This is a genomic window from Nostoc sp. ChiQUE01b (assembly GCF_034531255.1).
Taxonomy (GTDB): Bacteria; Cyanobacteriota; Cyanobacteriia; order Cyanobacteriales; family Nostocaceae; genus Nostoc.
This window is the reverse complement of record NZ_JAVRBM010000007.1, coordinates 132,999-150,756: the sequence shown is the minus strand read 5'-3', so window position 1 is coordinate 150,756 and position 17,758 is coordinate 132,999. Positions and strand designations below refer to the sequence as shown.

The following is a 17,758-nucleotide window of genomic DNA, read 5'->3' as shown; positions in this document are numbered from 1 at the left end:
ATTACTACTAGGAAACTTTTATTTCTGCGATCGCTTCTTCTAAGTGTTCTTGAATCACAAGCTCCTCTCGCTCAAGGATTGCTCTTTTAGCTGCATCTTGTGCAACCCTCACAGCTTGAGCCGCAGAAAAATCTTTCATCTGCTCAATAATCCTTGGCCAGTTGATAGCTCCCACTTCAATTGCAGATAGTGTTTCCTTTAGTATAAATTCTAGCTCTTGTTCTCCGGGTTTGGGTATTGCGATCAAATCATCAAATCTTCTCCAAAGAGCAGTATCCAGAGATTTATTCAAATTCGTTGCTGCTACCAAAAGCCCAGAAGACGGTTGATACTCGTCCAAAATTTGAAGAAATGTATTTACTACTCGCTTTATTTCTCCTACTTCTTGAGAGTCTTCTCGTGACTTAGCAATCGAGTCACATTCATCAAGAAACAGTAAACATGGATTTTTTGAAGCATCTTCAAATACAAGTCTCAAATTGGTTGCAGTTTCCCCTAAAAAAGACGACGCCATTGCATCAAACCGAACTTTCAAGAGTGGTAAACCTGTATTCCAAGCTAAACGTTCTGCTCCTAGCGTCTTTCCACAGCCAGGAGGCCCATACAGAAGAATTTTTTGTCTGTAACGCAATCCATGATGAGCAAGCCTATCTCTTGCTGCATACTCGCGTTCAATTCGACAAAAACGTTTCTCAATATTTTCAGGCAGCACCATATGATGCCGCAAATGATCCCTTGGTATGATAGTTACTAAGGGAAGATTAAATCGTTTACTGGTTGGTAACTCAGTTAAAGCCTGTAAGTTCTCTGGTATTGAAGAAGCAGGTTTGCTGATGTTAGTAGGCTTCTCTTTCTGGCTTTTTTTAGTGATATTCTCTAACTGGTCAGCTAAAAGAGTATGCCCCTTAGTGCGTTCTTCCTTAATCACTAAATATGTCAGCTTGTCAATCGCCTCTTGATCTGAACTAGCGATCGCCCTAAAAAATCTCTTGAGAAGCTCTGCTTTCATACTGCCTCTCAGTATAAATAGTAACTTTTTATTATATAGTACAATAGTACTATATAATCTAGTGCGTTTTAGATTATAACGCGATCAGTTTCTCGCTAATCATTATATTAAGTTATATAAACTGAAAATCATTTTTCTGCTTAGGAATTTAACATATCTAACCATAAGACATTGCTTTAAGGTCTATATCATCTTCCCCTTCGATCAATAACAAAGTCATCATATGTCCCTCAACAAACCCTGTTAATCTGAAATCAGACATGGCTTTTAGTTCCTCCATAGAAACTTTCTCTGAATAATATTTAAATATCATTTGAATTGCTTTATCTTTATCTAGATAATACTGATAGCTACTATCCTTTTGCATTAAATGTTCTACAATTTTTGTGAGCCGAGCTAGAAGTAAGTCTCTTTCCTCAGAAACTTCCTGCATAACTTCCTCCCAATTAGTAATTTATTACTCCAATTATAGTTAATCTTACTTTACATAAAAAAGGGTAGGCTCTTTAGCCCACCCCACAAAACTTTGAGAATATTCTGTTGTTATTAACCCAACAATTGTTTAGCCTTAGCTAATACATTATCAACACTAAAGCCAAACTTCTCTAAACAAACACCGCCTGGAGCCGAAGCACCAAAGCGATCAATACTAACAGTATCGCCTTCAGTACCTATGTACTTATGCCAACCGAAACTGCTGCCAGCTTCTACAGACAAACGCTTGGTGACAGCTTTCGGCAGAACGGACTCTTTATAAGCCGCATCCTGTGCTTCAAACAGTTCCCATGAAGGTAGGGAGACAACACGGACTTTCTTGCCTTCAGCCTTGAGTTTTTCGGCTGCGCCGACGGCGAGGCTCAGTTCTGAACCAGTGCCAATCAGGATGATATCAGGTGTACCTTCGCTATCTACCACGGTATATCCACCCTTCGCTACACCCTCAACCGATGTACCTGCCAAGTTGGGGACGTTTTGACGGGTGAATGCCAACAGAGACGGAGCGTTTTGCTTCGCTTTCTCGATCGCTATTTTATAAGCACCAGAGGTTTCGTTACCGTCTGCGGGACGAAACACGGTTAAATTAGGAATAGCTCGCAAGGAAGCCAGGGTTTCAATGGGTTGGTGCGTGGGGCCATCTTCACCTTGTCCAATGGAATCGTGAGTCATCACCCAAATCGCGCCAGCTTGGGAAAGGGCGGATAAGCGGATAGCAGCACGCATATAGTCTGTGAAGATTAAGAAGGTAGCACCGTAGGGAATTAATCCCGAACTGTGCAGCGCTATCCCATTACAGATTGCGCCCATACCATGTTCCCGTACCCCAAAGTGGATGTTGGGATTTTCGTAGTGCCCTTTTTGGAAGTCGCTCTTGCCTTTGATTTCAGTCAAGTTGGAGTGGGTTAAGTCAGCCGAACCACCAATCAATTCAGGTAAAACTGTCGCCAGTTTGTTGAGGCAAGTTTCTGAGTGTTTGCGGGTGGGCAGTCCTTTGTCTTCAGGGGTGTAAGTGGGTAGTACCTTGTCCCAACCATCCGGTAGTTTGCCGCTTAGGTAACGTTCAAATTCAGCCGCTTCTTGAGCATACTTAGCTTTGTAGTCAGCAAAGGTTTTGTTCCAGTCGCTTTCGTAACCTGCGCCACGTTCTACTGCTTTGCGTGTGTGGTTGAGGGCGTTTTCTGGAACTACGAAAGGCTCATATTCCCAACCCAAATTTTTTCGAGTCAATGCTATTTCGTCTCCACCAAGGGCAGCACCGTGAACACCAGCAGTGTTTGCTTTATTGGGGGAACCATAACCAATGGTGGTTGTTACTTTGATGAAAGAAGGCTTATCGGTGACAGCTTTGGCTGCTTCAATTGCCTTGGCGATCGCTTCTAGGTCTGTGTTGCCGTCCTCAACGTGTTGGACGTGCCAACCGTAAGCTTCAAAGCGCTTGGAAACATCTTCGGTGAATGCTATATCTGTGGAACCGTCGATGGAAATGTGGTTGTCGTCGTACAGAGCGATGAGTTTGCTTAATCCCAAGTGTCCTGCGTAAGAACAAGCTTCACCAGAAATTCCTTCCATGTTGCAACCGTCACCTAAAATTACGTAGGTGTAATGGTCAACAATCTTGGTATCGGGTTTGTTAAATTTAGCGGCAAGGTGGGCTTCGGCGATCGCTAACCCGACTCCATTGGCAATTCCTTGACCCAAGGGGCCTGTGGTGACTTCCACACCTGGGGTCATGAAGTTTTCGGGGTGTCCGGGGGTTTTAGACTCCCATTGCCGGAATTGCTTGATATCTTCAATGCTTACACTGTCGTAGCCCGTCAAGTAAAGTAGGGCGTACTGCAACATCGAGCCATGACCGGCAGACAAGACAAAGCGATCGCGATTAAACCATTTGGGATTCTTGGGATTAAACTTCAAAAAGCGATCCCAGAGGACAAAAGCCATCGGAGCCGCGCCCATCGGCAGTCCTGGGTGTCCCGATTTTGCCTTTTCTACGGCATCAACAGCCAAGAAGCGGATCGAGTTAATACAAAGTTCTTCGAGGGAAAGTTCTTTGGCGGATTGGGTTGCAACAGTCATAATCTCTTGTTTTTAACGACGGGTTAGCACTCTTCGTAGCTTCTCTTGCTGGGGTTATTTTAGATTCCCCACAGTATCCTCATCATCCCACTCCCACTTGTCGATGGACAAGCGGGATCTCCTGAGTTTCTGGTGATAAATCAAGCTGATAATTGGGTCATGCTGAACGCTTACTTTATATCGGAATGATATTTCTGATACTTTCGTTGGGCATTGGGCATTGGGCAGAGGAGGATAAAACTACTAAATCTGACCAATGATTCCTTGATGGTACAGAGCAAAGGGATTTATCCGTAGGCCCAATCCAAAATCCAAAATCCAAAATCCAAAATTATCTGCCTTCTTTTAAACGTATTTCTTAAAGGCCAGTGTGACATTATGGCCGCCAAACCCAAAGGAATTGGATATTGCCACCTCGACTTTTTGAGCGCGGCTAGAGTTAGGCACGTAATCTAAGTCACACTCTGGATCGGGATTTTCCAGATTAATTGTCGGTGGAATTTGGTCATTAGCGATCGCTAGTACTGTTGCCACGGCTTCAATACCTCCAGAACCGCCCAATAAATGACCTGTCATCGATTTAGTGGAGCTAATTGCTACCTTATAGGCATGTTCTCCCAAGGCTTTTTTGATTGCTGAGGTTTCAGTTGAATCATTAGCTGGGGTACTAGTGCCGTGGGCGTTAATATAGCTAATTTGTTCGGGAGTTATACTGGCATCTTTAAGAGCCAGTTCGATCGCTCTAGCGGCTCCCAGTCCACCGGGTACAGGGGAGGTGATGTGGTAGGCATCACAGGTCATGCCATAACCGATCATTTCCGCATAAATGTGAGCGCCGCGACTGATGGCGTGTTGCAGTTCTTCTAGAATTAAAATTCCTGAACCTTCACCCAAAACAAATCCGTTGCGATCGTGGTCAAAGGGACGGCAAGCTTTACTTGGGTCATCATTGCTAAAAGAGAGCGCTTTGCAGGCGGCGAACCCAGCGATTGACAATGGTGTGACAGCTGATTCCGTTCCCCCGCAAATCATCGCCTGGGCATATCCCCCTTGAATTAAGCGAAAAGCATCTCCAATGGCGTTAGAGCCAGCGGCACAGGCTGTTACAGGACAGGAGTTTGGCCCTTTAGCACCCGTGTGAATTGCCGTTAATCCTGCGGCCATATTAGCGATCATCATCGGAATCATGAATGGACTACAGCGATCGGGGCCACGGTTGAGGTAGATAGTTTGCTGGTCTTCTAATACCTTAATCCCACCAACGCCAGAACCGATCATTACACCTACCTGTTCTGCATTCAGGTCATTGATCTCTAACTTTGCGTTAGCTAGAGCCTGTTTTGCTGCCGCAACCCCAAATTGGGAAAATCGATCCATGCGCTTGGCCTCTTTACGCTCCAAGTAATCATGCGGATCGAAGTTTTTCACCTCACCAGCAATCCGGCAATCATGGCGAGACGCATCAAATAATGTGATGTAGTCAATGCCATTGCGTCCACTCAATAATCCATTCCAATATTCTGTTGCTGTGTTACCTATAGGTGTAATCGCGCCAACACCAGTTACAACAACGCGTTTACGTGTATGATCTGTCATGATTCAATTAAAAATGGCGAAAAAACGAAAAGTCGAGCCAGTGCGCCCTTGCGGTTTCCCGACTTGTACCCCTCCGGGGAAGCAAGCTACGCGCAGCGTCTCCCTTTGGGAGAAGCAACTGGCGTAGGAGCGTCGGCTTCCGGCGATCTGTTAGCGCAGCGTTAGCGACGCAGGAGCGTCACTTTTCAAGAAGCAGCAGGCAAAAAATTTGAGGTTAGCGACTAGGTACTGGTGAGCCAGCGCGGTCTTAAAGGTTTCCTTTACGAGCGACTGGCATCGGATTTGCTGACTTCAAGTGACTGTCGTTAACGTCAGCATTAGTGACATTAGCAGCGTCACGCGAAGAGTGGCTAGATATTAGAGAAAAATCTCCCCAATTCCAATCCCCAGTTAAGCTGAGGCGGCAACTTTGTTATTGATGTAATCTACTGCGTCTTGAACCGATGTAATCTGCTCGGCAGCTTCGTCGGGAATTTCGATATCAAATTCTTCTTCCAAAGCCATCACCAACTCAACGGTATCGAGGGAGTCTGCTCCCAAGTCTTCCATAAACTTGGCTTGTGGTGTGACTTTATCTGGGGGATCAACACTCAATTGTTCGATGACGATTTTCTTGACCTTTTCAAAAAGTTCCGCTTGGCTCATAAATAAAAGTCCTTAACCACTTGCTACGATCTGCTCTTTAGAGGAGACATTGTTTTGAGCATATACATCTTATCGTCAAGCGCGATCGCCCGCATACTTCCAAGGGTTTTTCTGTTAGAAAACCTCTGCCATTTTTAAAATAAATGGGGTAAGTTTTCTCTTAATACTTGAGCCGTGGAGCGTGCTACGCGATCGCTGAATACGGTGTAAATGCTTCGGTTGTCTAATTATTGCTAATTTTTTTTACAATGTCTCGATCAGTATTTACAACCTTGCTAGCAATACGAATATGTAGATGCTGCGGCTTTGAACCTAGACGGTTAAAGGGTCGCTGAACGTCAAACATCATAACTTCGGTGCTAACAAGGAATGATAAAACAGTTATTGTTTAGAGCGATCGCTCTAACCCAAAACATACTTCTATGCTACCTCAGACACTCAAATACGCTTACTTCCCCGGTTGTGTTGCCCAAGGGGCCTGTCGGGAACTTTACCAATCAACTCAAGCGCTTACCCAAGCACTGGGCATTGAACTAGTTGAACTTAAAAAAGCTGCTTGCTGTGGCTCAGGCACATTTAAAGAAGATTCGCAACTGCTAGAAGATACAGTCAATGCCAGAAATATTGCCCTAGCAGAAGAATTAAATCTCCCCTTACTTACCCATTGCAGCACTTGTCAAGGTGTTATCGGTCATGTCAACGAACATTTGAAAGAATGCAAGACTTCTAACCCTGTTTACATTGAACAGGTTAATGGCTTGCTACATAAAGAAGGCTGTTCACCTTATCGCGGCAGTACTGACGTTAAACATCTTCTTTACGCCTTAGTAACAGATTACGGTTTAGAAGAAATTACCAAACGTGTCACCCATAAGTTAACTGGATTAAAATGTGCGGCTTTTTATGGCTGTTATCTCCTCCGCGCCCAAAAATCTATGCCCTATGATGACCCCTTCCAACCGGAAGCGATGGAAAATATGTTTCGGGCGGTGGGTGCAACACCAATTTATTACCGAGGGCGGACACAATGTTGTGGTTGGCCGCTTGCTAGTTATGCCACTACCCAATCTTTTAAGATGGCGGGGATGCATATTCAGGACGCTTTAACATCTGGTGCTGACTGTATAGTTACGCCTTGTCCTCTGTGCCACTTAAATTTAGATTCGCGTCAGCCAGAGGTAGAAAAGGTGATTGAACAAAAGCTAGGTTTACCAGTGTTGCATTTACCCCAGTTGATTGCTTTGGCACTTGGGGTTAATCCAAAAGAATTGGGTTTAGAACGCCACATTGTTTCCACAAAGCCAGTGTTGGAAAAATTAGGATTTTAGTTTATGGAGCAGAGGGGGCTTACTTAAGTCCCTTGTCTGGTTCATTGATTGGACTTTGGACGATAATAATAGCTAAAATGAGCGCTTAATACTTTCGCAATAAGTAAAGATTAATGAGATAAATCTCAACTCTATAGAGAATGAAATAGCCTTGTTGACATGATGCAGCCGCCCTGCCCCTGACTGTATTCAGTTGGAATAACAAAAATGTACGAGGTGGAGTATGGATACTCGTATCCCAGAATGTATTCGTCCAGTATTAAATGATTATTTGTTGTCATTACAAATCGAACTTCCGGGTCTGATAGATGGCTGCTATATTCATGGATCTATTGCGCTTAATGCCTTTAACCCATACTTGAGTGACGTTGATTTTATTACTATTCTCATACGACGGGCTACAACATCCGAGGTAAAAAAACTAAAAGCAGTCCATAAAAAACTAGAACTGAGCTATCCACAGTGGAAACTAGAAGGAAGTTATTTGCTAGGGGAAGATGTAGGGCGATCGCAACAAGAAATTGCTCCTTATCCCTACTATCATGACAGCGCTCTGCACTCTGCTGGATATCATGACATAAACCAAGTCACTTGGTGGGTGTTGAAACATCGAGGCATTTGTCTGATTGGACTTCCACCAGAAAACCTTGCATTTACAGTCGATTGGAATCTGCTGCAAAGAAAGATGAAGGAAAATCTGAACAGCTATTGGGTGAGTTGGACACGAGCGCCAAGTAAAGTAGCATATTTATTAACAGATAGTGGTATTCAGTGGGCTGTGCTTGGCGTTCTGCGTCTGTTTTACGCGTTGAGAGAGCATGAAATCCTCTCCAAAACGGAGGCTGGTCGATATGCATTGGTGCATCTTCCACCAAAGTGGCATCAACTTATTCGAGAAGCAATTAACCTCCGTGAAATTCGGCATGGTTCCTCTTATTGCAGCAAAGTGAGCCAGGCTGTTGAAGCAGTACGCTTCTTACACTATGTAATTAATGTATGTAACGAACAGGTATCTTCAGGAGAAAACGGCGTTTGAAATGTTACTGCCTGATTTTAAGAGATAGAAATTCGCAATTTTATTAGTGTCGTTCGCGAAGCGTCTTGTAGAGAAGCCATGCCGAAGGCTTTAAAATGGGACGTGCAAGATTTACGCCCACAAAAGTTATTTTGAATTTGGTTATGCAATTTAGATAACTTTCAGCTTAATCATTGCTATTTTTGAATTGACGTTGCAATTGTTTTAGCGATTGATACATATCTGGCAGGCGACCATAAACAGCACATACCTTGAGATATAGTTTGTACGGAAGGGCTGGAGTTCCGCAGACAATTTCTCCTGGTGCAACATCGTTGTGAATTCCAGTTTGAGCAGATGTCATCGACCCATCTCCCATCTTCACTTGATTGACTATTCCTGTTTGTCCAGCTAAAATAACGCGATTTCCCAGTTTAACCCCTCCTGCCATGCCAACCTGACCTGCGATCGCACAACCAGAACCGATTTGGCAACCATGACCTATTTGCACTAAGCTATCTATTACTGTATTGCGACCTACCCGTGTTTCTCCCACTGCTGGACGGTCAATGCCAGTGTTGCAGCCAACTTCCACGCCATCTTCTAAGACTGTATAGCCTGATTGTTCCATTTTGAACCAACCAGTCCGGGTAGGAACAAAACCAAAGCCTTCTGCACCAATGACAGCACCACTGTGAATGACGCAATCTGCACCGATGCGGGTGCGTTCGTGGATGGTACAGTTGGCGTGTAAGGTGGTGCGATCGCCTATTTTGGCATCTGGATAAATCACTACATTGGGATGAATGATTGCACCATTGCCAATTTCTACCCCTTGTTGAATCACAGCATGGGGACCAATATAAACATCACTACCAACTTTTGCGGTGGAGTGAATCACAGCAGTGGGATGAATTTCTGGGGTAGGGCGATATGGTTGATAAAAAAGTGCGATCGCTTTGGCAAACAATAATCGCGGATCTGGGGTTGCTAGCCAGACAATACCCCTTTCTTGTGCAAGCGCTTGTAATTTTTCGTCTTGGGGCAAAATTAAAGCACTAGCATTAGTATTGCCAATAAAAGATTTAAATTTTGCACTTTCTACGTAAGCGATCGTACCGTTGGTAGCTTCATCAATGGCTGCTACCCCTGTAATTTCTGGGTCTTGGTCTGGATTGCTAGTCAGGCTATGATTGGTGGCCGCGTCACCAAATTGACGGAGGATTTCGCTGAATTTCATTGTTGGGTGTGTTCCAAATTGATCTACAATCGCAAGATAATTTTCCCTCTTTATGCTCCAATACAATAATTTTGTAAACGCATAGCGATCAAACAATCAGACTGTTCCTAAATTCACTTCAAATCCATCAATTTTGGATCGGCAGATTATTCGTGGCTAGTCGCCATTGCCACACCTGCTAAATACCCGGTTGTCCAAGCACTTTGAAAGTTAAACCCACCGGTGACGCCATCAATATCTAAGATTTCTCCGGCAAAGTAAAGACCAGGAACTAATCGGCTTTCCATTGTCTTGAAGTTGACTTGTTTAAGGTTGACACCGCCACAGGTAACAAATTCTTCTTTGAAGGCTCCTTTGCCATTGATTAAGTATTGTCCTTGAGTAAGTTCTTGCACCAGTTGATTTAAGGTTTTACTAGATATTTCTGCCCAACGGTCTTCTGTGGTAATGCCTACACGGGCAATGATATATTGCCAAAGACGATGGGGTAGATCAACGCCACGATGCAATGCGATCGCTTTCTTTCCCCATTCATCTTTAACTGCTAAAACTTTTTCTCGCACTTGTTCTTGGTGCAAATTAGGCAGCCAATTGATCAATAATCTGGCTTGGTAGCGGCTTTCGTGCAGAACTCTCGCACCCCAAGCAGAAAGCTTCAAAACAGCCGGGCCACTCAAACCCCAGTGGGTAATTAGCAATGGCCCAGTTTGTTGCAATTGGGATTTTCCGCCCAGAGATAACCGCAATTGAGCAGGGTTAACGCTAACTCCAGCCAATTCCCGCAATTTTTGCTCGACAATGTTGAAGGTAAATAACGAGGGTACTGGCGGTTCAATTTCATGACCTAACTCTCGGACAATTTTATAACCCGCAAGGCTGCTACCGGTCGCCAGAAGTAGGCGATCGCATTTAATTGTCTCTCCCGACTTCAGAAGAATATCAAACCCCCCGTTTGCTGCGGTTCGTTTCACCGAAGTTACATGCGTACCGATACGAAGTTTTACCCCAGATGTCGCCACCGCTTTAATCAGACATTCCACAATAGTTTCTGAAGTATTGGTGACAGGAAACATTCGGCCATCAGCTTCCGTTTTGAGATAGACTCCACCAGCAGCAAACCAAGCTACTGTATCTTGAGGCCCAAACCGAGTCAAAGCACCCCGCAAAGCTTTTGCACCTCTGGGGTAATTTTGCACTAACTCTTCCGGTTCAAAGCAAGCGTGAGTGACGTTGCAGCGTCCGCCACCAGAAATTAGCACTTTTGCTAGGGGTTGACGACTGGCTTCGAGTAAAGTAACTTGGGCAGCAGGATTGGCTTTAGCACAAGCGATCGCGCCAAAAAATCCTGCTGCCCCACCCCCAATAACTACAATTTGTAACGGTAACAATTTCAAAAATGTCTCTTTTACAGCACCTACTTTCTAGGCTAGCTGTTATTTTCACTCTTCATCAGGTTCAAAGTCGTCTTTTGTCGCACCGCAAGTTGGACATGACCAATCTTCTGGTATATCTTCAAAGGCTGTTCCCGGTGCTATCTCGCTATCTGGATCGCCTACTTCTGGGTCATATTCATAACCGCAAACAGTACATTTATACTTTGCCATGTTCGTTTCCTCTAATAAATTGTTGGCATTGCTTCAGTATTAAATACCTCTGGTAGTAAGTGAAAATAGCCACGCTACAATTCTTAACGAGAGTACGGCATGAAAATCATCAAATATAAGAAAGTTTTTTTCGCCCAAGAGGGGCGAGGTATGTACCAAAAACTCTTGTATCTTAGACTAATGACCAATGACCAATGACTAAAAACGCCACCATCTCCTTTGGGCGTAACTGATAATTCCGATCGCGATCGCTCCAAATAGCAGTAGCCAAATAATTCCACCTGGAATAAAAGTGAGAATACCAACACCTCTCAGTACCCAAACGGCAACGCTAATGCCGAGAAGTATACCAAAAATCTGGATTAATCTACGATTTAAAGAAGATTGACTCACCTAATTTTCCTCTCAACTCAACAGACATTACACTTGATATTAATAATTAAAATATGAAGTTTCGATGAAGTTGCAGTTTCATCAGAAATAACACGTAAACATCGAGAGATACTATCCAAACTTAGGGTAAGGTACTTGATGTTAAATCGTGTTTGTGCCATTCTAGCTGTTAACAACGCAGTTTTTGAACTACAAGTATTACTTTGACAAAATTCACTGGAGTATTAATTATGTTAATTGTGATAAGAAACACAGTTTTTACAGTAAAGTAACTGAAATGATTAGCGAAAAATCATCCTTTCTGGAAAAGATAAGTATTAAACTGGAACTAATTTAATAATGGGTTGGATCTAAATCAAGTTTTATGGCTTGTAGTTTCAACTCTATTTAGGTGGATGAATTGAGGAGTAACTTAATCATTATGTCTGCGTCTTATATATCAAATTCAATTATTGCAGGTTCAGATATGGCTTGGAGTCAAGACAAGCAAAAGTTGCTGGTACAGGGTGAAATTTTGGTAGAAACGCGATCGCACAAGATGTCGGGTGGCGCGGTGACAGCCTGGATGTATTTGCCGATGGTGCGATCGCACGTTTGGCAGCAATTAACTGATTATCCCCGCTGGGTACAATATTTTCCCGATATCACCAAGAGTGAGGTAATACATAAAGGTGAAGTGAAACGTTTGTATCAAGCAGCACAAAAAGCCTTCTTCTTTTTCACGGCTCAAGTGGAAATTTACCTCAATGTTGTAGAAGTGCTGGGGCAGCAAATCCAATTTCGCATGGTAAATGGGACTTTTGAGGACTTTGACGCCAATTTAGAACTACAAGATTGTGGTAATGGCACAATACTTGCTTATACTGTGCAAGCGACACCTCTAATTCCGATTCCATCTATTTTTATTCAACAAGCGATGAATTTCGAGTTGCCTGCAAATATGCGTAAAATGCGACAAGTTATGTGTAAGACTCATTAAACCAATTCGCAATTCGCAATGACGCTCGCGGACTCGCTCTAAGCGAAGCTATGCCGAAGGCTTTACGCTGCGCTAACGCAATTCGCAATTAGGTTTTGTAACGGGGATTTAACCCCGACATAAAACCTGCTGTCTATAGAGACAGGGGACTTAAACCCCCAAACTTTGTTAATAATTCAGGCATTGCTGATTGGATTTTTACTTTACCTCTCGATAATTCAAAAACCCGCTCTCTGTGAGAAAACGGGTTTTTGTGTGATTCTATGAGGTGTAATTATCCGGTAAATACTTCAACTGGTAAACGGCTAGCTCTCTGTGAGAAAACGGGTTTTTGTGTGATTCTATGAGGTGTAATTATCCGGTAAATACTTCAACTGGTAAACGGCTAAACGACAATCTTTCATTTTGCACATCAACAAAGATGGTGTTGCCGTCGTTGAATTCGCCGCGCAAGATGGATTTAGCAATTTGAGTTTCTAACTCTCGCTGAATCGCCCGCTTCAGTGGACGCGCCCCATACACTGGGTCATACCCTACTTCTGCTAAAAAGTCAAGTGCAGCATCCGATAGTTTGAGAGATATTTTGCGATCGCTCAGTCTTTGCCGCAATCTTTGCACTTGTAATAGCACAATTTGCCGCAATTCTTTCTTATCTAAACCGTGGAAGATGATGATTTCGTCAATCCGGTTTAAAAATTCTGGACGGAAGCTATTTCGCATTGCTTCCATGACTCGACGGCGCATTTCGTCGTAGTGGGCGTTATCTCCGGCGATATCAAGAATGTACTGCGAACCGATGTTGCTGGTCATGATGATAATAGCGTTCTTGAAGTCCACCTTATGACCTTGGGCATCAGTGACGCGACCATCATCAAGAATTTGCAAGAAGATATTAAATACATCGGGGTGTGCTTTCTCGATTTCGTCGAAGAGAATCACTGAGTAAGGACGGCGGCGAATCGCTTCTGTAAGTTGTCCACCTTCTTCATAACCCACATATCCCGGAGGTGCACCGATTAAGCGAGAGACGGCGTGTTTCTCCATGTATTCCGACATATCGATTCGCACTAGCGCTTCTTCGCTATCGAACATATATCCCGCCAGCGCTTTCGCTAACTCGGTTTTACCCACACCCGTAGGCCCAAGGAAAATAAAGCTAGCGATGGGACGATTGGGATCGGCTAATCCAGCCCGCGATCGCTGAATTGCATCCGCTACTGCTGTGACTGCTTCTTCTTGTCCAACTACCCGGCGGTGCAGTTCATCTTCTAAATGCAGCAGTTTTTCTTTCTCTGATTCCACCAACTTGCTGATCGGAATTCCTGTCCATTTAGAAATAATTTCAGCAATATCAGCTTCTGTAACTTCTTCCCGTAGTAGAGACTTACCACTTCTTTGAGTGTTTGTCAATTCAGCTTCTACTGCTTCCAATTGACGATGCAAACTGGTTAAATTCCCGTATTTCAATTCCGCAGCGCGGTTAAGGTCGTAATCGCGTTCTGCTTGCTGAATCTCTAAATTGACCCGTTCAATCTCTTTTTTAACAGACTGAATTTTGTCAATGATATCTTTTTCAGACTGCCATTGAGTATTCAGCGTTTTTTGTTCTTCTTTGAGATCGGCAATTTCTTTTTCCAGTCTTCCTAGACGTTCGCGAGAAGCTGCATCGCTTTCCTTTTGCAGCGATAACTTCTCCATTTCCAATTGTAGAATCTTGCGATCAATTTCGTCGAGTTCTTCTGGTTTGGAGGTAATCTCCATTTTTAATCTCGCGGCGGCTTCATCTACCAAGTCAATTGCTTTATCAGGGAGGAAGCGATCGCTAATATAACGACTCGACAATACGGCTGCTGCAACTAAAGCACTATCAGAAATCTTCACCCCGTGGTGGTTTTCATAACGTTCTCTCAACCCGCGCAAAATTGAAATACTATCTTCTACACTAGGCTGATCGACATAAACTTGCTGGAAGCGTCTTTCTAGTGCGGCATCTTTTTCGATATATTTGCGGTATTCATCTAGGGTTGTTGCCCCAATACAGCGCAATTCGCCCCGCGCTAACATTGGTTTTAACAAGTTACCCGCATCCATCGCGCCTTGGGTTGCACCAGCGCCGACAACAGTGTGAATTTCATCAATAAATAAAACAATATTGCCGCCAGATTCAGTAACTTCTTTTAATACTGCTTTCAGGCGTTCTTCAAATTCACCCCGGAATTTTGCCCCTGCAATCAAAGCACCCATATCTAAAGCGATTAGCTTGCGGTCTTTGAGGGATTGAGGTACATCACCTGCGATAATGCGTTGTGCTAATCCTTCAGCGATCGCAGTTTTACCAACACCCGGTTCACCAATTAGCACAGGGTTATTTTTGGTGCGGCGAGAGAGAATTTGGACAGTGCGACGAATTTCATCATCTCGCCCAATCACTGGATCGAGTTGACCTTTACGTGCAGCTTCTGTAAGGTCACGCCCGTATTTTTCCAGTGCTTCGTATTTGCCTTCTGGATTTTGGTCGGTCACTTTTTGGCTCCCCCGAATTTGTTTAATAATATTTTTGAGTTTGCCTTCGTCTAAACCAAACTCTTGGAATAAAGCTTTGCCAAAGCGGTCATCTTTAGCGTAAGCCAGTAATAAGTGTTCAATTGAAATATATTCGTCTTGAAACTCTTGGCGATATCCGTCTGCTCGATCTAGAAGTGTATCCAAGCTGCGTCCCAAGTAAACAGAACTGCTAGTACCAGATACTTTCGGCTGACGTTGAAAAAATTGTTCGGTGCGATCGCGCAGTTTTTGGAGGTTAACACCCGCCTTAGTGAGAATCCCAGTTGCTAGACCATCTTGTTCTAGCAGCGCTTTCATCAGGTGTTCGCTTTCTATCTGCTGTTGTTGATATTGTTTAACAATATCCGGGGTATGAGCGATCGCTTCCCAGGCTTTTTCTGTAAATTGGTTAGGATTAGTAGGTTGCATAGGCTTTTTCAGTAACGTAAAGGTGCAGTAGCTTGTCGCAGGCTACCACCAGAACACCAAGTAAAGAAAATTTCTGTTCTCACATAGATATTGTAAGAACAGGATAGCGATCGCCTAGATCGGTGTTCACGTCTTGTAAAAGTGGTATTTTCCCCTAGTTCCGATTTTCCATTTGCGATTCTCAAGCTTTTAGCCATCTACTGAGATGCTTCGCTGTACTAACTATCCGAACTTAAACATTTTTGCGCAAAATTACCAACAATATCAACACCTGCTAGAGTCATATCAGATGGTTTGCGCTATGTGTCCAGCAAGATAGTGAGTTGCATTGCCAGAAGTTTATCCGTAATGGTGATTTGGTGACATCTTAATTGCGGACTGGGGACAACGGGAATAACCATACCCAATGACAAATAACAAATGACAAATGACCAATGACCAATGACCAATGACAAATGACAAATGACTAAAAAACAAAAATTTCCTTACCTAGTTGGTTCTAAGTGGACAGCACAGCAAAAAGTCGATGGCTGGCGGCACTTCCAAGTTGTTAACCGGAAAAATCAGGCTAAGTGGGTTTACGCCGAAATGGTTGCTGCTTGCGATCCTAAAGTCCGTTTCTGGATAAATGCCAAATTATTACAAGATAACTCCCAGTGGCAGTCTGGCTGGCAAACATTACACGAAATCCACGGATTTGAAACTGAAGTGTCCTAATTAGCCTCGTTAGCCTCGTTCCCAGTCTGAGACCAGTGGTTTTAATAGCTCCTCCATCCGCACGGCTATCACTTCGTTTTCTGGCGCTGGTATGTTTCTATCCCGCTTGTGGTCTGGGTTTGCGACTCTTGGATTTCCCATCATTTTTTCCTTTTATCCACCTGTTGACAAGCTTACATGAATCTTAAGTTGTCACCAATGGTCTCAGACTGGGAACTAGATAACGAGATAATCTGCTAAAAGCTTTTTCTAGACTGGCTTTAACCTTAAGTTGACACCAATGATTACGACCTCGCCCCTACAAACTAAGAGAAAAGGATATTACTCACCTAAAAGCTCAGGTGAGAACATTCTTTTCTCTTTTAAGTTTTTCAGGATTCTACTCTGTGGTATGAAATAGAACCGAGCTAATATGCAAAACTTGCAGACTCGATGTTGTTGTTAGCGTTACCTGTAAACCTACCTGTTGTGCCTGCTTTTAGAAAGTATCTTGTACCTGTGTAATTCTTACCAGTGTAGACATACCAATTTTTGTTACCCGTTATCCGGTACGAAGATGCTTTATTATTAAAGCTTTCTAAATTGGGAGCTGAGCTTGCGAGAACGGCCTGATCTCCTTGAGGATTAGGTTTGTCAAAAAGGAATAGGAGACCACCACTAATAGTAGCAGAGGCTTCCTCGTCAAGGTCTTGCACGAATTCGATGCTGTAGAGGTCTTTGGTTTGGTTGTTAATGTGAGACATTGTTTTTCTAGTTAGTTAATTGAAAGAGGTTAGTGAATTGAGTCTGTGCGACGGTGGCGTTTTAGGTGTTCGCTTTCACTACACTCTTTTAGAATAGATAACAAAATTAGGACAAACAAGTAAATAATTGTGACCAACAACTGTGAAAAGCAACAGTAGGTGCAGAGCTAATGAGAATCACCTCAGCATTTGTGCTATCATCAGGCAAAAGAAAAAGTAGGAGCATTACGACCTCGCTTCTACGAACTACAAGAAGAGGATGTTACTCAGCTAAAAGCTTATGTGAAGGCATTCTTTTCTGTTTTAAGTTTTTCAGGATTCTAGAAAGTAGGAGCAAAAAGGATCTTGCCCCTACAATCTGCGAGAAAAGAATCTTACTTAGCTAAAAGCTTATGTGAGAGCATTCTTTTCTGTTTTAGGTTTTTCAGGATTTTGGTGTAGCGTTAAAATTAGGTACAATATCAGTACCTAAGATTAAATCATTGCCATTACGATCAAAGTTATTTCTTCCTTGAACTAGCTTTACGACTACTGGTTCATAGCCAGGTCCAATCTTGCTGTCATAGACAACAACTGGTGACCGAGAAAAGGAATATTTAACTTCTGCATTAGGAGCCAAATACTTCTTTTGTCCGTTAATATTGTAGTTGACGCCAATACCCGCTTTATTGCCGAGATAGAAAAGAGTACCACCTTGAATAACGGCTCCTTCTTCGAGAGTTAATTCGGTGAACAGTTGTTTTTGACCAACAGCAGAATAGTTAGAAATAAAAGTGTTATTGTCGATATTCGACATGGTTTTTCTCCTTTTTTAGTTCATTGGTATAACTTGGGTCTGTGCAGCGCTGGTGTTTTAGGTGTTCGCCTTCACTGCACTCTTTTACAATAGATAAATTTGATTAGATGCACATCGCCAAGTTAGGAAATTTGTTTTCCAATTTT

17 protein-coding genes are annotated in these 17,758 nt (G+C 43.2%); 4 read left to right on the top strand and 13 right to left on the bottom strand.

Annotated elements, in window-relative coordinates; translation table 11 throughout:
* Window positions 1-7 precede the first annotated feature (7 nt).
* The 5 genes from RMY63_RS07420 to acpP all read right to left on the bottom strand — a co-directional run bounded on the left by RMY63_RS07420 (window position 8) and on the right by acpP (window position 5,824).
* A complete protein-coding gene (locus RMY63_RS07420; protein ID WP_322728090.1) occupies window positions 8-1,009 on the bottom strand; it encodes an ATP-binding protein in 1,002 nt (333 codons plus the stop codon).
* A 157-nt stretch (window positions 1,010-1,166) separates the two neighbouring features.
* Window positions 1,167-1,442, bottom strand: coding sequence for a hypothetical protein (locus RMY63_RS07415; protein WP_322728089.1), 276 nt, complete (start codon window positions 1,440-1,442; stop codon window positions 1,167-1,169).
* Window positions 1,443-1,555: 113 nt separating this feature from the next.
* Window positions 1,556-3,583, bottom strand: coding sequence for a transketolase (gene tkt, locus RMY63_RS07410; RefSeq protein WP_322728088.1), 2,028 nt, complete (start codon window positions 3,581-3,583; stop codon window positions 1,556-1,558).
* A 345-nt stretch (window positions 3,584-3,928) separates the two neighbouring features.
* The gene (gene fabF, locus RMY63_RS07405; protein WP_322728087.1) at window positions 3,929-5,179 is read right to left on the bottom strand and encodes a beta-ketoacyl-ACP synthase II; all 1,251 of its coding nucleotides are present in this window, start codon (window positions 5,177-5,179) and stop codon (window positions 3,929-3,931) included.
* Window positions 5,180-5,569: 390 nt separating this feature from the next.
* A complete protein-coding gene (acpP, locus tag RMY63_RS07400) occupies window positions 5,570-5,824 on the bottom strand; it encodes an acyl carrier protein (RefSeq protein ID WP_322728086.1) in 255 nt (84 codons plus the stop codon).
* Between the two features lie 422 nt (window positions 5,825-6,246).
* Here acpP and RMY63_RS07395 point away from each other — a divergent pair, with 422 nt between their 5' ends.
* Window positions 6,247-7,152 carry a CoB--CoM heterodisulfide reductase iron-sulfur subunit B family protein gene (locus tag RMY63_RS07395; RefSeq protein ID WP_322728085.1) on the top strand — a complete coding sequence of 302 codons (906 nt, stop codon included), beginning with the start codon at window positions 6,247-6,249 and terminating at the stop codon, window positions 7,150-7,152.
* Between the two features lie 223 nt (window positions 7,153-7,375).
* On the top strand, window positions 7,376-8,188 hold the full coding sequence (locus tag RMY63_RS07390) for an aminoglycoside adenylyltransferase domain-containing protein (RefSeq protein ID WP_322728084.1): 813 nt from the start codon (window positions 7,376-7,378) through the stop codon (window positions 8,186-8,188).
* 166 nt (window positions 8,189-8,354) lie between these two features.
* Here RMY63_RS07390 and lpxD read toward each other — a convergent pair whose 3' ends face one another.
* The 4 genes from lpxD to RMY63_RS07370 all read right to left on the bottom strand — a co-directional run bounded on the left by lpxD (window position 8,355) and on the right by RMY63_RS07370 (window position 11,404).
* Window positions 8,355-9,407, bottom strand: coding sequence for a UDP-3-O-(3-hydroxymyristoyl)glucosamine N-acyltransferase (gene lpxD, locus RMY63_RS07385; protein WP_322728083.1), 1,053 nt, complete (start codon window positions 9,405-9,407; stop codon window positions 8,355-8,357).
* Window positions 9,408-9,553: 146 nt separating this feature from the next.
* A complete protein-coding gene (locus RMY63_RS07380) occupies window positions 9,554-10,795 on the bottom strand; it encodes an NAD(P)/FAD-dependent oxidoreductase (protein WP_322728120.1) in 1,242 nt (413 codons plus the stop codon).
* A 51-nt stretch (window positions 10,796-10,846) separates the two neighbouring features.
* On the bottom strand, window positions 10,847-11,011 hold the full coding sequence (rd, locus tag RMY63_RS07375; protein WP_322728082.1) for a rubredoxin: 165 nt from the start codon (window positions 11,009-11,011) through the stop codon (window positions 10,847-10,849).
* Window positions 11,012-11,209: 198 nt separating this feature from the next.
* Window positions 11,210-11,404, bottom strand: coding sequence for a hypothetical protein (locus RMY63_RS07370; RefSeq protein ID WP_322728081.1), 195 nt, complete (start codon window positions 11,402-11,404; stop codon window positions 11,210-11,212).
* A 421-nt stretch (window positions 11,405-11,825) separates the two neighbouring features.
* Between RMY63_RS07370 and RMY63_RS07365 the strand changes: the two genes are divergently transcribed.
* Window positions 11,826-12,383 (top strand): SRPBCC family protein, encoded by a 558-nt coding sequence (locus RMY63_RS07365; RefSeq protein WP_322728080.1) that lies wholly within the window; start codon window positions 11,826-11,828, stop codon window positions 12,381-12,383.
* Window positions 12,384-12,737: 354 nt separating this feature from the next.
* On the opposite strand, the gene clpB is transcribed toward RMY63_RS07365, so the two are convergent.
* Both clpB and RMY63_RS07355 read right to left on the bottom strand, forming a co-directional pair.
* Window positions 12,738-15,356: an ATP-dependent chaperone ClpB gene (gene clpB, locus RMY63_RS07360; RefSeq protein WP_322728079.1), complete on the bottom strand. Its 2,619-nt coding sequence runs from the start codon at window positions 15,354-15,356 to the stop codon at window positions 12,738-12,740.
* A gap of 8 nt (window positions 15,357-15,364) precedes the next feature.
* Window positions 15,365-15,553 (bottom strand): hypothetical protein, encoded by a 189-nt coding sequence (locus RMY63_RS07355; RefSeq protein ID WP_322728078.1) that lies wholly within the window; start codon window positions 15,551-15,553, stop codon window positions 15,365-15,367.
* A 265-nt stretch (window positions 15,554-15,818) separates the two neighbouring features.
* Between RMY63_RS07355 and RMY63_RS07350 the strand changes: the two genes are divergently transcribed.
* A complete protein-coding gene (locus RMY63_RS07350; protein ID WP_322728077.1) occupies window positions 15,819-16,073 on the top strand; it encodes a TIGR02450 family Trp-rich protein in 255 nt (84 codons plus the stop codon).
* A 407-nt stretch (window positions 16,074-16,480) separates the two neighbouring features.
* On the opposite strand, the gene RMY63_RS07345 is transcribed toward RMY63_RS07350, so the two are convergent.
* Complete coding sequence (locus RMY63_RS07345) at window positions 16,481-16,816, bottom strand: beta/gamma crystallin-related protein (RefSeq protein ID WP_322728076.1); 336 nt, start codon at window positions 16,814-16,816, stop codon at window positions 16,481-16,483.
* A 424-nt stretch (window positions 16,817-17,240) separates the two neighbouring features.
* Complete coding sequence (locus RMY63_RS07340) at window positions 17,241-17,612, bottom strand: hypothetical protein (protein WP_322728075.1); 372 nt, start codon at window positions 17,610-17,612, stop codon at window positions 17,241-17,243.
* Window positions 17,613-17,758: the final 146 nt, after the last annotated feature.